Here is a 16589-nt window from a genome sequence, read left to right as displayed (position 1 = left end):
TAGTGAGCATAAATATAGTATGCTATGGGGTCCAAGCAGACGCGAAAGGAGTTGCTGTTATGAAAACAGAATTACAACATGAACAAGACTATTTACAGTATGTCTATGAGCAATTGTTACACAGCCAAGTAGAGCTGAGTGAATTACTCGACTATTACGAAACTGACGGACGCGCTAAACTAAGCGTCTTAGCCAATGAGGTTCGTCTAAATTTCGGGGATGATTCGGATACGTTAGAAACTTATGCGAACTTTGAAATGAAGAGTCGCGAGATTGATCAGATGAACCTTCGGATGGAAACAGCTTCTAACTTATTACAAAAGGTTGTCCAGTTATTGAAGGCGCCGTATTTCGGTAAGATTGTTGTGGATTTTCTTGACGGTGACGAAGGCGATGATCTTGATACCTTTTATATCGGCCGTCACGGCTTTGCGACAGAAGAATCGCAACATTTGATATACGATTGGCGTTCGCCAATTGCTGAGTTGTTTTATAATAACGATATTGGTCCTTCTAACTATGAAGTCCACCAAAATCGAATTGATGTGGAAATCGCAGCTCGTCGCCAACTCATTGTCGAAGCGAACCGTCTTTTGAATTTCTTTGATGCCTCAGTTGCGATTCAAGATGATGTTTTACTTGAAGCCTTAAAACAAGACGCGACGACACAAATGACTGATATCACATCGACGATTCAAAAGGAACAGAATGTGATTATTCGTGACATGGACCACCCATTATTATTGGTTAATGGTGTAGCCGGAAGTGGAAAGACGTCGACCATTATGCAGCGAATTGCTTATTTGCTGTATACCTTACGCACAGAAATCACGTCAGATAACGTCTTGATTCTATCACCTAATCATAACTTTATTGATTACATATCGAATGTCTTACCTGCATTAGGTGAAAGTAATCCCTTGAATATGACTTTCTTACAGTTGATGGATCAATATTTAACTTGGCAAATTGAAAATGAGACAGACTACTTCGCAAGAATTAGTGCCGAAACAGTAGACGAGCAAACAAGCACTCTACGTACTGCCGATTACTATCACTTTGCTAAATTAGCTGGACCAAGCCTCGCAGGCAAACAGATTTTCAGACCCCTTACCCACAAAGGTAAGGCGATTATTTCGACTGAGCGTATTCAACAATTTTTTGAAGAAACGCCCGTTGAGAACAGCCTACAAGCTCGTATTCAAGCGACTAAACAAAAGCTTGCCGCTTATTGGGAAAGACGTATCCGCAAGCAAGCTAGCAAGCCAAAAATGCAAAATCAAATCCTGACACTATCAGAAGAAATGCAAGAAAAATATTTCGGTAGCTTGATTGCAGATGAATCGAATGCCAATGTGGTGAAACTCGGTCGCAAGTTATTAACGAAGAAATACCAAGGCATTACAAATGGGATTCAAGATAACCAATGGATTAATTTAGAAGCCATGTTTGATTTGGTCTATCAAGACTATACAAAAGGCAAAACGTATCAACATATGGCCGATGGTTTGTCGACGGTAGATGAAGCCGTGATTTACCTGTCATTGACTCACCATTTCATTGAGAAATTGACGCTACCTGAAATGCGTTTTGTCTTAATTGATGAAGTTCAAGATTATTCAGCGGCTCAAATTAACTTATTGAAAGATTTATTTGTGAAAAGCGAATTCACCATGGTCGGAGATGAAAACCAAGCGATTTTCAATAGTGCAATTGCTTTTGATGATATTAAAACTATCTTCGAGAAAACACGACACCAGGATAGCTCGACCGTTGGTATGAGTGGACGCGGTGCGGTTGTTAGAGCAAGACGTGGTCGTGACTTTGTTCAACGTTATGACTTATTGAACAGCTACCGTTCAAGTGGCGCCATCACGCAAGCCTTTAGCGAACTAGCAAGTAGCCAAGAGAATATTGCAATCACACCGATTCGCCCTTATGGAGCGACACCGGAAATTTATTCAGTAACCGATCATTCAGATTACCCGGCCCTGTTAACGAAGCTACTAGCCGACTTACCTGCCGAAAGTTCTTTAGCAATTATTACGAAAACAGCTGACCAAGCCAATGACTTGCGCGACTATCTTGACGTACATTTCACTGATCGCCAAGCAAGCCACACTACTGAACTCAAGCAAACTGATGACCCAAGTGAGGCAGTAACTGACGTAAAAGCAGCACAACTGCAGGAACTATTGACGACCAAACGATATCAAGTGCTACCAATCAGTGTCTCAAAAGGTTTAGAATTCGATAATGTGCTGGTAGATAATGTCTCAGCCGACAACTACGCAACGGCTCGTGAACAACGCATTCTCTACACTGCTTTCTCACGTGCAATGGACCGTTTGTTTATCACTTACACAGGCATCGCCAGTCCGTTTTTAGAAAAAATTCAATCCTTAGCAGAATAAATAATAACAATAATATCAATAAACACCTCGATCATTCTCTACAAGATCGAGGTGTTTATGCTTGCCCGTCTAATCCATCGGCTCAAAACTTCCAAAGAAGCGTTTAAAATGCCGTCAAACCATAAAGAGTACATTAAATTTTAGTCCATAAGTAATAAAGTATAGTAAGTAGTGAACATTTCCTTAATATATACGTTTTTGAACCACTAAATTCTATATAAAAAGTACAATGCCTTTCAGTGCACGACGATTTCGTTCAATTCATCACCCCACAAACACACGAAAAAAAGCACTTCAGTTCCTGCTCACGCAGCAACTAGAGTGCTTTTTAATGTGAAAGACTTAAGCTTTGTTTGATGAACCAAACATATCCATAGTTTCTTTCGTAGTTTTAACAATAGCGTCAAAACCTGGCTTGATTACTTTACGTGGGTCGTAAACTTTATCGTCAGTGTTTAATTTCTCACGAACAGCTTTCGTCCATTGTTGTTGTAATTCAGTGTTCACGTTGATTTTCGCGTGTCCACGTTCGATAGCCTTTTTAACTTGGAATTCGGGAATTCCTGAACCACCATGTAATACTAATGGTGCACCTGTTGCGTCTGAGATTGCTTGCATTTCGTCGAAACCTAATTGAGGTTCGCCATCGTAAGTTCCGTGTACAGATCCTAAAGCAGCTGCTAAAGCATCAACATTAGCTTCTGTAACCATACGCTTACATTCTTCTAGGTCAGCATATTGAACGCCACCTACAACACCGTCTTCTTCTCCACCAACAGTACCGACTTCAGCTTCAACTGAAGCACCGTTTGCGTGTGCGTACTCAACAACTTTTTTCGTTAATTCGATGTTGTCGTTGATTGGATCGTGAGAACCATCAATCATTACTGATGAGAACCCAGCGTCGATTGCTTCTTTACAAGTTTCGAATGAAGAACCGTGGTCTAAATGTAACGCTACAGGTACAGTGATGTCCATTGAATCTAATAAAGCAGTTACCATTGCTGAAACTACAGTAGGGCCACCCATATACTTACCAGCACCTTCAGAAACACCTAAAATGACTGGTGAATTGTTTTCTTGTGCAGCAGTTAAAACAGCTTGTGTCCACTCTAAGTTGTTAATGTTAAACTGACCTACAGCATATTGTCCCTCTTTAGCTTTGTTCAACATGTCTGTCATACTTACTAAACGACTCATGATCAAATTCCTCCTTGATTACAATACAAAATTTTATTCCTCTATAATTATACTCCAAAAAAGCCGATGATGCTAGGGATAAAGCCAAAGTAAAGGACCCTTTTCACAATAAACCTCTATTTAAGACCATTCCCTCTGACAAAATAAGACCAATCAACACCTAGTCGAAAGCATCAGGATGATAGGTTTAAATTTTGACAGCAAGAATCTGTCGCCCCCACCAAGGAAGCCCTGACACTAAACGCCCCACATATTCTCCCATCCAAAACCTAGGTGAAACAACTAATCTTCACTCGCGCTTGACCGCTTGATTTTCTATCAAGCGCCTTGCTTTACGAACATGAAGCGCTCCGTCTGACGCATCGCTGCCCCGCCGAAAGCCCAAAAGAGCCTCACCAACTCTCTCGTCGGCAAGGCTCCATTTTTTGACTTAGTGAACGCTTATTTTTTGATGGTATGTTGGTAGGATAAAGCTGCTTCAACAAAACCAGAGAAAATTCTTTGTGGTCGGTTAGGACGCGAAATGAACTCTGGGTGGAATTGTGAGGCAATAAAGAACGGGTGGTCCGCTAATTCGATAATCTCCACTAAACGACCATCTGGGCTGACACCTGAGAATATTAAACCATTCTCTTCTAAAACTTCACGGTAAGCGTTATTGAACTCATAACGGTGACGGTGACGTTCTTCGATAACATCTTGATCCATGTAAATTTCGCGAGTCTTTGTCCCTTTTTTTAAGACACATGGGTAAAGACCTAAACGTAATGTACCGCCTAGATTTTGTGTTTCATCTTGGTCAGCCATTAAGTCAATAATTTTATGAACCGCTTCTGTATTTTCTTCGGCAGAATCTGCTCCTTCTAGACCAACAACATTACGTGCGAATTCCACACAAGCTAATTGCATCCCTAAACAAATTCCGAAGAAAGGCACTTTATTTTCACGAGCGTATTTGATGGCAGCAATCTTGCCATCAATCCCACGGCTACCGAAACCACCCGGCACTAGAATACCATCCACATCGCCTAAGATTTCTTTAGCATTTTCATCCGTTACTTCTTCAGCATTGATCCAATGAATGTCAACATCGCTATCGAAAGCATAGCCAGCATGTTTCAAGGCTTCAACAACAGATAAGTAAGCATCTGGTAATTCAACATATTTACCAACTAAGGCAATGGACGTTGTTTGCTTCAGATGTAACACTTTATGCTCTAGTGCTTCCCATGCAGACATATCCGCTTGAGGTAAATCAGACATACCGAAGTGCTTCAAGACTAAATCATCCATGTGTTGCTCTTGTAGGCTTAAAGGAATTGTATATAAAGTCTCAACGTCACGCGATTCGATGACTGCCTCTTTAGCCACATCACAGAATAAAGCTAACTTATCTTTAATTGAGCTCGCTAATTCTTCTTCAGTACGTACAACAAGAATATTAGGTTGAATACCTAAACTACGTAATTCCTTGACACTATGTTGTGTAGGTTTAGTTTTCACTTCACCCGCTGCTTTTAAATAAGGAATTAATGTTGTGTGGATATACAACACATTATCCGTTCCAACATCCGAACGCATTTGACGCAAAGCTTCCAAGAAAGGTAAACTCTCGATATCGCCTACCGTTCCACCGACTTCTGTAATCACGATATCAGCATTGGTAATTTCACCAGCACGTATTATTTTCTCTTTAATACCGTTAGTAATATGAGGAATTACTTGAACCGTTGCGCCTAAATAGTCGCCATTACGCTCTTTGCGTAATACTTCTGAATAAATTTTACCGGTCGTCACACTCGAGTATTTATTGGCATTGACATCGATGAAACGTTCATAGTGACCTAAGTCTAAGTCAGTTTCTGAACCGTCATCTGTTACGAATACCTCTCCGTGTTGATAAGGACTCATCGTACCTGGGTCTACGTTAATATAAGGATCGAATTTTTGAATAGCGATTTTTAACCCACGGTTTTTCAGCAAACGCCCTAAAGATGCAGCAACAATCCCTTTACCGATTGAGGAAACCACGCCACCTGTTACAAAGATGTATTTTGTCATAAAAGTTTACTCCCTTTACTTAATTATTTCTGCGCGTCCAAACAAATGATTGGCACGCGGGTGTTACCGAAGTCCGCCATAAAAATAAAAGAGCTCCCCATTCCATTGGAACGGGGAGCTCAGACGACTTACATACCCTAACAGTCTGCCAGGGTGCCCAATGAAGATAATACTTGATTGGGATTTTATAGTCAAGTGATTATAAAAATTTAATTTTTAAGCTTGAATTTTAAACTAACTAAAATTAATCTTCTTCCTCTTCGTCAAAACTTTGTTCTTCGTCTTCTTCGTCTTCATCATCGATTTCGATTGCTTCATCGTCATCTAATTCAATCTCTTCATCACCAAGCTCAGTTAAATCGCTCTTATAAGCCACTAACTCTTTATCTTCCTCTTCTTCTTCCTCTTCGGCGTCTGGATCGATAATTGTGTTCAAGCTCGCTGTATCGTCTTCTTCGTCATCATCATCTTCATCATCAAATGAATCATCTTCTTCATCGTAAATACCATCCACATCTTCTGGATCATCATCATTGTAGTCAATCATGTCATCAGAATCAGCAAAAGCATTTAATTTACGTTTTTTCTTCAGCTTACGTTTCGGTTGCTCTTCTTCTTCAGCAGACGTAATAATTTCCTCGTCTATCTCATCAATCGCATACCATGCGCGTAAACCCCAACGATTATCACCTAAAGAAATAAAGCGACCATCAATATTAATATCCGTATAAAAACGCGTCATACGTGACTCTAATTCTGAATCATCAAAACCAAGATAGTCTTGGACCAACTCTAATAAGTCAGTAAAGTCAACGACATCACCCTTAGTTTCTAAAATTGCATGTGAGACCTCAACCATTGATAATTCATCTTTATTTAAATGTGTTAATTGTTTTAATTCCATCCGGGCACTTCCTTCCTAGTGTACCTTTATATATTACCGATTTGTCACCGATAAATCAATTGAAAATCATACTTACCCAGCAATTCCTCATTAAGAATTAATTCATAAGACAAATCCAAACGCCCCGCACCCTCACCCTGCTCCCAAGACATCGCCAACGTCCTCACATTCAAGTCCCAGACACCTTGAGGCGTCTGATAGGGCGTCACCGTCACCTGATCCAAATTAAAAAACAAAGAATAAGCCGGCTGCCTAATCTCCAATACTGGTGAAGGATTCAAAATACCTTCTGGACGCCACTTCAACTCAATTCTCGCCCCATTCTCATCCACATAAGCCAAACGCGAAAAAGACGACAACTCAACTAATTCACCCGAAGACATAAACTTATAATGCTCCTTAGAAACCTCCATCTGATACTCAATCCACTGATTAATCTCCAATGAAACTTCACGCTTCCCCATAAGCCACCTCACTCCTAAACATTCTGCTTATTCATTATAATTCAAAGCATGCTATAATCAAAGTAACAACCAAAACAAGGAGCAATACATGCCAACATTCGACTACCTAAGCCACCATCACTGGCTCATATACGACGAAACATATAACCCTGACGCCCAAGAAAAAGACACCGCCATGGCCCTACAAGATAGTTTCATCCGATACTTACCCGGGAAAAATAAGGCACTAGACACACCAGCAAGCGCCACAACCGAACCCTCGAACAGCCTTGTCGATTCCCCTGCGGCCCTAGAAGAAGCGAGTGCCAAACCAACGGCCCTTCTTCACTTCTACCCGTCAGTTCGCGACACAATCTTGCTAGGCGCCAAAGATAAATTACTCGCTAACTTTACTGGCGGGGTCGACTATTTAATTGACCAAGGCTACACCGTTAGCTTGCGCCCTCACGGGGGTCTAGCAGTCGTCAACGATGCCGGAGTTTTAAATATCGCTCTGGTATCAGATAATAACTATTATCCCTTAACGATAGACGAGGCTTACGAACAAATGGTCAAACTAATCGAACTAGCGCTCGCTCGCTATGATTTAACAGTAGATGCTTATGAGATAGAAGATTCTTACTGTCCAGGAACATTTGATTTAGTGGTCAACGGCCGTAAAATCGGTGGCATCGCCCAAAGACGCTTTAAGAGTGGTTTAACAACCGCTGCTTATATTAGCGTGTCCGGTGACCAAGCAAGCCGTGCAGAATTGATTCGTGAATTTTATGCCATTGGCCAAGCAGATGAGCGCTTCCCTAGCGTCAATCCTGCTTCGATGATTAGTCTAACTGATCTACTGCCTGAAGCGGCAGCCGATAAGCTAACTGTTTCAGTCTTTAAACAAGATATATTAGATACGATTGCTAACTATAGCCAATACGAACGAGGCGATTACCTTGATCCAGAATTACAAGCCATCTACTTACCGCGCCTGGAACAAGCGGTCAAACGTAGTCGTAGCATTCAACCGAAAAACAACCAATAAGGAGGCCGCTTTATGCTGTCATTTGAGGAAAAAGTAAAGGCTCAAGAACTCCCCCGCGAAAAAGTATTCCGTGACCCAGTCCATGACTACGTGCATATTCGCGACCGCATCATCATCGACTTAATCGACACCCGTGAGTTCCAAAGACTACGCCGCATCAAACAATTAGGCACCTCATCATTTACATTCCATGGGGCGGAACACACGCGTTTCAACCATTCACTGGGTGTTTATGAAATTACACGCCGTATCATCAGCCAGTTCCAAAGAAACTACCAATCCATCTCAGCAAATGACGGACTGTGGGATCAAAATGAGCGCCTCGTTGCCCTTTGTGCAGCGCTCTTGCATGATGTAGGCCACGGTCCTTTCTCACATACCTTTGAAGGGATTTTCAATACGAATCACGAGCGCATCACTGGCCAAATCATCACCTCGCCTGAGACGGAAATTAACCTTGTTCTTCGCCGCCTCGGCGATGACTTCCCAGACAGAGTGGCCAGTGTGATTGATAAAACTTATCCTAATAAACAAGTAGTCGAGTTAATCAGTAGTCAAATCGACGCAGATCGGATGGACTATTTACTACGTGACGCTTTTTATGCCGGCGTGAGTTATGGAACGTTCGACTTAACCCGTATTTTGCGCGTCATTCGTCCCTTCAATAACAAAATTGTTTTTGATTTTTCCGGCATGCACGCAGTCGAAGACTACATCGTCAGCCGTTATCAAATGTACATGCAAGTATACTTCCACCCCGTTTCACGTGGGATGGAACAAATCCTTAAACACTTACTGGCACGTGCCAAATGGTGCTACATGCAAGACGACGTTCATATGAAAACGCCGATTGGTCTTTTGGAACCTTTCCTTTTTGAAAAGTGGACACTAGAAGACTACTTACGTCTGGATGACAGTGTTGTTAACAGCTATTTCGTTCACTGGTCTCAAGAAGAAGACCGTGTTTTAGCCGATTTGGCTTACCGCTTTTTAAATCGTAAACCACATAAATCGATTATCGTTAACGAAAAAGAGGTCACACAGCTATCGATTGCCCTGAGTGAAGAATTATACAATTTCAATTATGATCCAGAATATTATTTCAGTGAGAATAGTAGCTACGATTTACCTTATGACCATTACCATCCAGACCGTCTCAGCAAGAATACGCAAATTGACCTTATTACAAAGACGAATCAGACGGTTGAATTGTCAAAAGTCAGCGCCCTAGTGAACTCTCTAACTGGTAAATCACGTGGCGACCACCGTCTCTATTTCCCTAAAGAACTCCTCACTGAACTCAATCGCATTCCAGCTAACCAGCTCAACGAAAATCAGAAAATGATTCTCGTCGCCTACGTCAATGAAAGAAACGATGTCACTCATCAAATCCAGCAACGTCTATTCTAGTCACCTTATCCCTGAAGCCATTCACGCTTCCGGGATTTTTGTTTTAACAGCTCCAATAAATTTCTAAGGAAAGCTGTCACTAGATGACAACTTCTCTTAGTTGGCTATCGGAACTTTTTAGTACGTCAATACTATCTAGCGAAAAGACAGGTAGTGTCACTTGACTACGTTCGTGGCAAAATTACAAAAAAATTCTGTTCATTATAAATCGTCGTGGATCCACAGAAGGCAAGACTCTACTGATTTCCTTTACATTTAGGCGTGTGGCAATGACCTTCAGTAATAAGTAAAACGTCGGCTTGCGCAACTAATTGACCCATTCACTCAATGTTTAGACTGCGTTTGTCTGTCGTATGTCTCGTATAGCCATTTATTGTTACCGCAATTAAATCAAACTCTAAAGCTGTGACATCTTATCCTATCGAAATAAAAAGACAACGCATGACCTATGTTGGGGAACACGGTCATGTGTTGTCTTATTGGAATAAATTTGTCGTCCTATTGTGTGTAATTATTGAGGCATATTGATGCTGACGGCAACTGTCTGTTCAGGTACATCGTAGAAAGGATCTTCGCGACGACCTAGGAAATCACGTGCTTGCGCAGGGAATGAAGCGTAACTCAAGACATCTTCATCGCTATGGGCATACTCTTTGATTTCCTCTCGTAAGGTTGGTAATTGAGGTTCAATTAAGTCCGCTGGACGCACGGTCACCGTCTCCTCGTCTCCAATAATTTGCTTTCTAATCGCTTCATTAATCGGAGCTGGAGGTCGACCATACAGCCCTTTCAAGTAATCTTTGATTTCATTAGGGACCATCTTATAACGTTCGCCAGTAATGATATTCATGACTGCTTGAGTACCAACCATTTGTGATAAAGGCGTCACCAATGGTGGATAGCCCATATCAGCACGCACACGTGGCACTTCTGCAAGTACTTCATCATACTTATCCGCTAGGCCAGCTTCTGTCAATTGGCTCAATAAGTTCGACAACATGCCTCCTGGTACTTGATAAATCAGAGTTTTAGGTTCAACATCTTTCACTTTCGCTTTTAAGATATCTGCGTCACGGAAACGATCACGAATTGGATTGAAATGTTCAGCCACTTGCGTCACTTTTTCCATATCTAAGCCTGTGTTATAGCCTAAATCTTCTAAAGCCATTGCCACGGACTCGGTCGCTGGTTGAGAAGTCCCGCCCGCAAATGAAGAGATGGCTGTATCAATCACATCTGCACCCGCTTCAGCGACCTTCAAGTAAGTCATTTCTGAAATTCCACCTGTGGCATGTGTATGAACCACAATCGGTAAGTCGATCGTCGCTTTAATCCGGCTGACTAAATCAAAGCCCGCTTGTGGCGTTAATACTCCAGCCATATCCTTGATACAGATTGAATCCGCTCCTAAATCAGCCATTTCTTGAGCCAGTGTAACGAAGTAATCGACCGTGTGAACTGGGCTCGTTGTATAGGATATAGCTGTTTGGACGTGTCCTCCGGCAGCTTTTGTTGCACGAATGGCTGTTTCCAAGTTGCGGGTATCGTTTAACGCATCGAATATACGAACGATATCTATCCCGTTTTCGACTGCTTTCGTGACAAAAGCTTCAACGACATCATCGGCATAATTTTTGTAACCTAGAATATTCTGGCCACGTAACAACATCTGGAGTTTGGTGTTTTTAACATTTGCCCGGATTTGACGTAATCTTTCCCAAGGATCTTCGTTTAAAAAACGTAGACAAGAATCAAATGTTGCCCCACCCCACACTTCAAGCGAATGGTAACCTGCTTCATCTAGTGTGTTTAAGATTGGTAACATATCTTCGATTGGCATACGCGAATTTGCTGTAGTGCCTTCATTCCAATTTATAAAAAATTAGATATGAAATTAATGAACTTAGGTGTATTGGTTATTTTACAAAACACCATCATGAACTTATTACCATGGGGTGGACCAACGGCGCGTGCGATGGCTGTAATGGATGTTGGGGCTGAAATCTTAGGCTACTTAGTACCAGGAATGGTGCTTTCATTAGCTTACGTGATCTTCATTGTCGCACCGATGATGGGCCGCAAAGAAAGACAACGTTTAGGAATCGTTGATCTAAGTGAAGAAGAAGTATTAGCTTTAACACAAATCACAGACGAAGAAACAAAAGCAATTCGCCGTCCTCAAAACTGGACTTTCAATATGATTTTAACGATTGTTTTAGTCGGATGGTTAGTGGCTGGTTCATTTATCGAACCCATTGAATTACCCCCTCTAATGTTATTCCTAATCGGAACATGTATTGCTTTAATGGTCAACTATCCTGTCCTTAAAGATCAAAACAAACGTATTAGCGAAAATGCTGGAGATGCAGTGCAAGTAGTTATCTTAGTATTTGCTGCTGGTATTTTTATGGGACTATTCCAAGGTTCAGGAATGGCTGATGCTTTAGCACAGAGCTTCATCAACATTATTCCAACTCAATTAGGCGGATTCTGGGGTATCATCGTTGCGATTATCTCAGCACCAGGTACGTTCTTTATCTCTAACGATGGTTTCTACTTCGGAGTATTACCTCCTCTAGCAGAAGCTGGTGCTTTATACGGCTTTACAAATATGGAAATGGCTTTAGCTTCACTAATGGGACAAGCATTCCACTTATTAAGTCCTTTAGTCGCTTTCATCTATCTATTACTTCGTTTAACTGGTTTAGATATGGGTGAATGGCAAAAAGAAGCAGGTAAATGGGCATTAGGAATCTTCTTGATTTTCATCGTGACAATTGTATTGACTGGACAGTTACGTCTCTTCATTCCACAATAAGCTCACACACTTTATAAAGCTAGCCAGGAGCCTCAAAGCTCTTGGCTTTTTTGTCAGTTAACAGATGGTTTAATTTAATGATATTGCACTTTAGTAACTTAAATGACCCCCTTTTGAAAACGCTTAACTTTTCATTTTTAATATAGTACAATGAACTTAATATAAAAAGAAAGGCTGATGTATTTATGGCAACCATTGAGATGTTTCAAACGAATGATATTCGCAAAAGTAACCCTCACTTCTCTCGTCTCAAGTCCACCGTCGAAACAGCTTTTTACTCAAACAACATCACACAAGTCAACTCTTTAGAAGAGGCTTATCTAAGGGCCTTAAACGCTCCTAATACAATCGTTTTAGACACTGAGGTCAAGCACTCTGTGGAATTAGGCTTACCTGCTGATGCAAAGCAATTATTAACCCAAGATGGTCGAGTGTTTGGTCGAACTGCTAAAGCTCGTCGCAATTATGGTGATGATTCTGAGGAAGACGATAAATTACTAGGGATTGTTCGTGACGCCATTTTCGCTGGTTCACACCAACCTTTCTTAAAAGCAACTGCTTATGTTGGCTTAGATACTGACTTCATGGTGAAGGCACATATTACGATGCCTGAAAGCCAAAGTAATAATTTATATTCATGGTTAATCAATTTCCAAATTGCCAATGCAAAATACGATAAGCTTTATGCAGAGTCTAAAGAATACCCTGAAAATGATATTTACATCTTCTTCTACCCTGAGTTTAAACACCCTGATTATCCAATGGGCCTTTCTTATTTTGACTCAGAACACAACGTGGTCGCCGTCTTAGGTATGAACTATTTTGGCGAAATAAAAAAAGGAACGCTGACTTTAGCTTGGGGAACCGCGGCTCGTAACGGTTATGTCGCTTGCCATGGTGGCTTGAAGATCTTTAGAACAGAAGCTGATGCTCACGTTGCGTCTTTCTTCGGTTTATCTGGATCAGGTAAATCAACATTAACCCATGCCAAACATGAAGGACGCTTTGATATTGAAGTTTTACATGACGATGCTTTTATTGTGAGCATCGAGGATGGCTCTTCGATTGCTTTAGAGCCTTCCTATTTTGATAAAACGAGTGACTATCCCGCTGGACATCCAGAGCAAGACTACTTCGTGACTTTACAAAACGTTGGTGTGACGCTTGATGAAAAGGGCAAGAAAGCGTTAGTGACAGAAGATATCCGTAATGGTAACGGGCGGACGGTTAAGTCACGTTATTCGACCGCCAACCGTGTTGATAAAATTGATGAGCCGATCGAAGCGATTTATTGGATTATGAAGGATGATTCTTTGCCACCGATCGTTAAAGTAACCAATCCCTTGCTCGCTTCTGCTTTTGGGGCTACCTTGGCAACTAAACGTTCAACGGCAGAAAACACGACGGATGACCACGATGCATTAGTCATTGAACCTTATGCGAATCCATTTCGTGTGTATCCTTTAGTTGAAGACTATGAAAAATTCAAAGCTTTATTTGAAAAAGGGGTCGATTGTTATATCATTAATACGGGGGAGTTTTTAGGTCAGAAAGTAACCCCTAAAGATACCTTAGGGTTGATTGAAGCTAATGTCTTGAAAGAAGCTAAATTTGAACCCTTCGGTCCATTGGAGCATTTCGAATTCGTTGCATTAGACGGTTTCGATGTCCCATTTGAAGATGAAGTCTACTTAGATTACTTAAAGAGCAGAATGCAAGGACGCCTTGATTTTATTATTAACTTTAATGCCAAACACACGATGGATTTATTGCCAAATGAAATAATTGAAGCCTTTCAAAAGATTGTGCGTTCAATCAATTAACTAGACACTAAATGTTGCTGAAAGAGTTCACTAATCAGCAGCTGAATTATAAGGAGTATAACGAATGAATGACATTTTTGAAGCAGTAAAACTTAATCTTGATGTAAGTCAAAATCGCTCCTTAAAGGAGTCGGTTTATCAGGCTTTTAGGAAAACAATCATTCTAGGAGATATTCCAGCAGGTGTACGTATCAATGAAATGGAATTTGCTGATGTGCTGAATATTAGCCGTACTCCGATTCGTTATGCCTTGAAAAAACTGACTGAAGAGAATCTGGTCGAACATGTCCCCCGCATTGGAATGATGGTTAAAGGGATTCGAATTAAAGATGCTCACGAAATATATGATATTCGTAAAGCATTGGATACTTTAGCAACGATCAAAGCCATGGAAAACATGACGTCAGAAGATTACTGCGAGTTAGAAGCCTTGTTAGAATACGGCGAACAGCTCAATGCTCTTGACAAGGTTGATGAAGTCTTACAGAATTTTTCTGATTTTAACGCCTTTATTTACGAAAAATCAGAGATGTTGCGCTTACGTGAAATTGTAACTGACTTACAAACTTATCTAGTTTATTTCCGTGACGTGGCGATTCGATCATCTGCGCGTCGTAGCATTGCACTAGAAGAACATTGGTTAATTTTAAAAGGTATGAAAAATAATGATATTCCTTTAATCACGATGATGGTTCATGACCATCTCGATCGGTCATTGGACTTTATTTTAGCAGAAATGGAGCGTCGACGCCTTGGCTAATAAACTTACGAAGCAAGTTGCTCAACTAGCCACTAAGGCTCTACTTTATGAAGTGGCCTTAACACCTAAGCCTGGTTTAGTTGACCGGGCCAATAACGGCTCTCACCATGATATGAATTACTATACTTTTCTTAATAGCATTATGGCCTTAACGCCCTATTTTCAAGAATATGTTGACCTTGGTTACCAACATGAAGGCACTTTAGAAGATTTGTTTGATTATTGCCGTGTCATTGGTATTCAAGCGGAACAAGATATGTTGGAGGCGACGCGTGGGATCAATACACACAAAGGCGCAAACTTTTCCTTTGGCGTGATTTTAACGGCCACTGGCTATTTTCTAAAAAATAATCCGAAGTTACCTTTGGAAGCGATCGATGTTGAAACGATTTTAGTCATCGTACAGAAAATGACAGAAAATCTAATTAAACATGATTTTGCCAAGATTCATTTAAAAGCCAAGTTATCTAATGGCGAGCGTTTATATTTAGAAAAAGGTATGACCGGTATTCGAGGTGAAGCGGCTAATGGTTATCCTGCAGTGCATCATTTATTGTTGCCTTTCTTGCGTCAATACCGAGAAAGTCACGAGAAAGATGAAGTTGTTCTTTTACGTTCACTTGTCTTATTAATGAGTGAAGTGGAAGATGGCAATATTTTGCATCGTGGGGGCTATGACGCCTGGCAGCAAGTCAAAAAAGACATGCTGGAGTTACATGAAGCGAACTTAAATCAAGTTGATTTCATGGAAGATTTGACCGCTTACGATCAGAAAATGATGGAGCGTCACTTGAGTCCTGGTGGGGCGGCGGATTTATTAGCGATTGGAATCTACTTTGCTTTTTTAGAAGAAATATTTAATTAACGTTTAAGCCCTCACTCCGACAAAGAGTGGGGGCTTTTATTTGCCAATAAAAAAAGTCCCTTCCACTCTGCGTTCGAATGGAAGGGATTGTTTGTGGGTCCATTTGGGCATGTTTAATCCCTAAGTAAGGCTTGCTTATCGTGGGGAATATTCTGCCTAATGTTGTGTTCGTTTGATTAGCCAGTTGAATAGGCGTTGGCTGATGAAAACGATGACTAGGATGAGGAAGGTTGATACTAAAACAACGTCCATGCGACTGCGTTGATATCCGCGGGCGATGGCCATCGTTCCTAGTCCACCTGCTCCGACGGCTCCGGCCATTGCGGTTAGGCTGATGATGTTGATGACGGTCGAGGCGCTGACGCGCAGTAGTGCTGGCAGTCCTTCGCGTAGGTAAACGCGGAAGATGATGCCCAGTGGGCTTGAGCCCATTGCTTGTGCGGCTTCGACGACGCCAGGATCAACTTCTAATAGGGCGATTTCCACTTGTCTTGCGAAAAATGGGATGGTCGAGATAATGATTGGGACAGATGCCGCTGTGGCTCCGATTGATACGCCAACGAGTAGGCGAGTAAATGGTACTAATAAAGCTAATAAGATGATGAATGGAATCGAGCGGAAGATGTTAATAAATGAGTCGAGCGCTCCATAGATCACTTTGTTTGGTAGGATGCCTTTTGGTCCGGTCACAGTGATGACGATTCCTAGTAATAAGCCGAGTAGTCCGCCGAAGAAGACTGTTAAGCCAAGCATATAGATGGTTTCCCAGATAGCTTCGCCGAATTTGTCGCGTAAGTCCCATGCGTGTGGTAAATATTCCATCATAAAATTATTGATATACTC

The 16589-nt window shown here is 41.3% G+C and carries 12 protein-coding genes and 1 pseudogene; 7 read left to right on the top strand and 6 right to left on the bottom strand.

Annotation, left to right across the window (positions count from 1 at the left end):
- The first annotated feature begins 59 nt into the window (after positions 1 to 59).
- Entirely contained in the window at positions 60 to 2414 is a 2355-nt protein-coding gene (locus tag ACTQ45_RS05150; protein WP_441751458.1) for a HelD family protein, read from the top strand.
- Positions 2415 to 2756: 342 nt separating this feature from the next.
- On the opposite strand, the gene fba is transcribed toward ACTQ45_RS05150, so the two are convergent.
- The 4 genes from fba to ACTQ45_RS05130 form a co-directional block, all read right to left on the bottom strand.
- A complete protein-coding gene (fba, locus tag ACTQ45_RS05145) occupies positions 2757 to 3614 on the bottom strand; it encodes a class II fructose-1,6-bisphosphate aldolase (protein WP_441751460.1) in 858 nt (285 codons plus the stop codon).
- A 441-nt stretch (positions 3615 to 4055) separates the two neighbouring features.
- A complete protein-coding gene (locus tag ACTQ45_RS05140; protein ID WP_441763120.1) occupies positions 4056 to 5675 on the bottom strand; it encodes a CTP synthase in 1620 nt (539 codons plus the stop codon).
- Positions 5676 to 5919: 244 nt separating this feature from the next.
- A complete protein-coding gene (gene rpoE / locus ACTQ45_RS05135; protein ID WP_441763119.1) occupies positions 5920 to 6579 on the bottom strand; it encodes a DNA-directed RNA polymerase subunit delta in 660 nt (219 codons plus the stop codon).
- A gap of 44 nt (positions 6580 to 6623) precedes the next feature.
- Positions 6624 to 7043, bottom strand: coding sequence for a DUF1934 family protein (locus ACTQ45_RS05130; protein WP_441763118.1), 420 nt, complete (start codon positions 7041 to 7043; stop codon positions 6624 to 6626).
- Between the two features lie 88 nt (positions 7044 to 7131).
- Between ACTQ45_RS05130 and ACTQ45_RS05125 the strand changes: the two genes are divergently transcribed.
- Both ACTQ45_RS05125 and ACTQ45_RS05120 read left to right on the top strand, forming a co-directional pair.
- Positions 7132 to 8070, top strand: a complete 939-nt coding sequence (locus ACTQ45_RS05125) for a lipoate--protein ligase family protein (protein ID WP_441751467.1) — start codon at positions 7132 to 7134, stop codon at positions 8068 to 8070.
- A 12-nt stretch (positions 8071 to 8082) separates the two neighbouring features.
- Positions 8083 to 9480: an HD domain-containing protein gene (locus ACTQ45_RS05120; RefSeq protein ID WP_441763117.1), complete on the top strand. Its 1398-nt coding sequence runs from the start codon at positions 8083 to 8085 to the stop codon at positions 9478 to 9480.
- Between the two features lie 511 nt (positions 9481 to 9991).
- Here the strand turns inward: ACTQ45_RS05120 and ACTQ45_RS05115 are convergent.
- Positions 9992 to 11356 carry an oxaloacetate decarboxylase subunit alpha gene (locus ACTQ45_RS05115; RefSeq protein WP_441751811.1) on the bottom strand — a complete coding sequence of 455 codons (1365 nt, stop codon included), beginning with the start codon at positions 11354 to 11356 and terminating at the stop codon, positions 9992 to 9994.
- Between ACTQ45_RS05115 and ACTQ45_RS05110 the strand changes: the two are divergent.
- The 4 genes and pseudogenes from ACTQ45_RS05110 to citG all read left to right on the top strand — a co-directional run.
- Positions 11321 to 12298 (top strand): annotated as a pseudogene (locus ACTQ45_RS05110) (citrate:proton symporter); the annotation flags it as partial. The gene ACTQ45_RS05115 and the pseudogene ACTQ45_RS05110 sit on opposite strands and share 36 nt — an antisense overlap.
- A 185-nt stretch (positions 12299 to 12483) precedes the next feature.
- A complete protein-coding gene (locus tag ACTQ45_RS05105; protein WP_441763116.1) occupies positions 12484 to 14121 on the top strand; it encodes a phosphoenolpyruvate carboxykinase (ATP) in 1638 nt (545 codons plus the stop codon).
- A gap of 64 nt (positions 14122 to 14185) precedes the next feature.
- The gene (locus ACTQ45_RS05100) at positions 14186 to 14881 is read left to right on the top strand and encodes a GntR family transcriptional regulator (RefSeq protein WP_441763115.1); all 696 of its coding nucleotides are present in this window, start codon (positions 14186 to 14188) and stop codon (positions 14879 to 14881) included.
- Complete coding sequence (citG, locus tag ACTQ45_RS05095) at positions 14874 to 15746, top strand: triphosphoribosyl-dephospho-CoA synthase CitG (protein WP_441751474.1); 873 nt, start codon at positions 14874 to 14876, stop codon at positions 15744 to 15746. The genes ACTQ45_RS05100 and citG overlap by 8 nt, the downstream gene beginning before the upstream one ends.
- A gap of 156 nt (positions 15747 to 15902) precedes the next feature.
- Here the strand turns inward: citG and ACTQ45_RS05090 are convergent, their stop codons facing one another.
- Complete coding sequence (locus ACTQ45_RS05090) at positions 15903 to 16583, bottom strand: methionine ABC transporter permease (protein ID WP_441751813.1); 681 nt, start codon at positions 16581 to 16583, stop codon at positions 15903 to 15905.
- Positions 16584 to 16589: the final 6 nt, after the last annotated feature.

It is taken from the genome of Fundicoccus sp. Sow4_D5, assembly GCF_052116365.1.
Classification (GTDB): Bacteria; Bacillota; Bacilli; order Lactobacillales; family Aerococcaceae; genus Fundicoccus.
Note: the sequence above shows the minus strand (reverse complement) of the source record. Positions and strands in the feature narration are given on the sequence as shown.

Bases quoted from the DNA above. Each gene is read 5' to 3' on its own strand.
- ACTQ45_RS05150 (WP_441751458.1), top strand. From the start codon at position 60: ATGAAAACAGAATTACAACATGAACAAGACTATTTACAGTATGTCTAT.
- fba (WP_441751460.1), bottom strand. From the start codon at position 3,614: ATGAGTCGTTTAGTAAGTATGACAGACATGTTGAACAAAGCTAAAGAG.
- ACTQ45_RS05140 (WP_441763120.1), bottom strand. From the start codon at position 5,675: ATGACAAAATACATCTTTGTAACAGGTGGCGTGGTTTCCTCAATCGGT.
- rpoE (WP_441763119.1), bottom strand. From the start codon at position 6,579: ATGGAATTAAAACAATTAACACATTTAAATAAAGATGAATTATCAATG.
- ACTQ45_RS05130 (WP_441763118.1), bottom strand. From the start codon at position 7,043: ATGGGGAAGCGTGAAGTTTCATTGGAGATTAATCAGTGGATTGAGTAT.
- ACTQ45_RS05125 (WP_441751467.1), top strand. From the start codon at position 7,132: ATGCCAACATTCGACTACCTAAGCCACCATCACTGGCTCATATACGAC.
- ACTQ45_RS05120 (WP_441763117.1), top strand. From the start codon at position 8,083: ATGCTGTCATTTGAGGAAAAAGTAAAGGCTCAAGAACTCCCCCGCGAA.
- ACTQ45_RS05105 (WP_441763116.1), top strand. From the start codon at position 12,484: ATGGCAACCATTGAGATGTTTCAAACGAATGATATTCGCAAAAGTAAC.
- ACTQ45_RS05100 (WP_441763115.1), top strand. From the start codon at position 14,186: ATGAATGACATTTTTGAAGCAGTAAAACTTAATCTTGATGTAAGTCAA.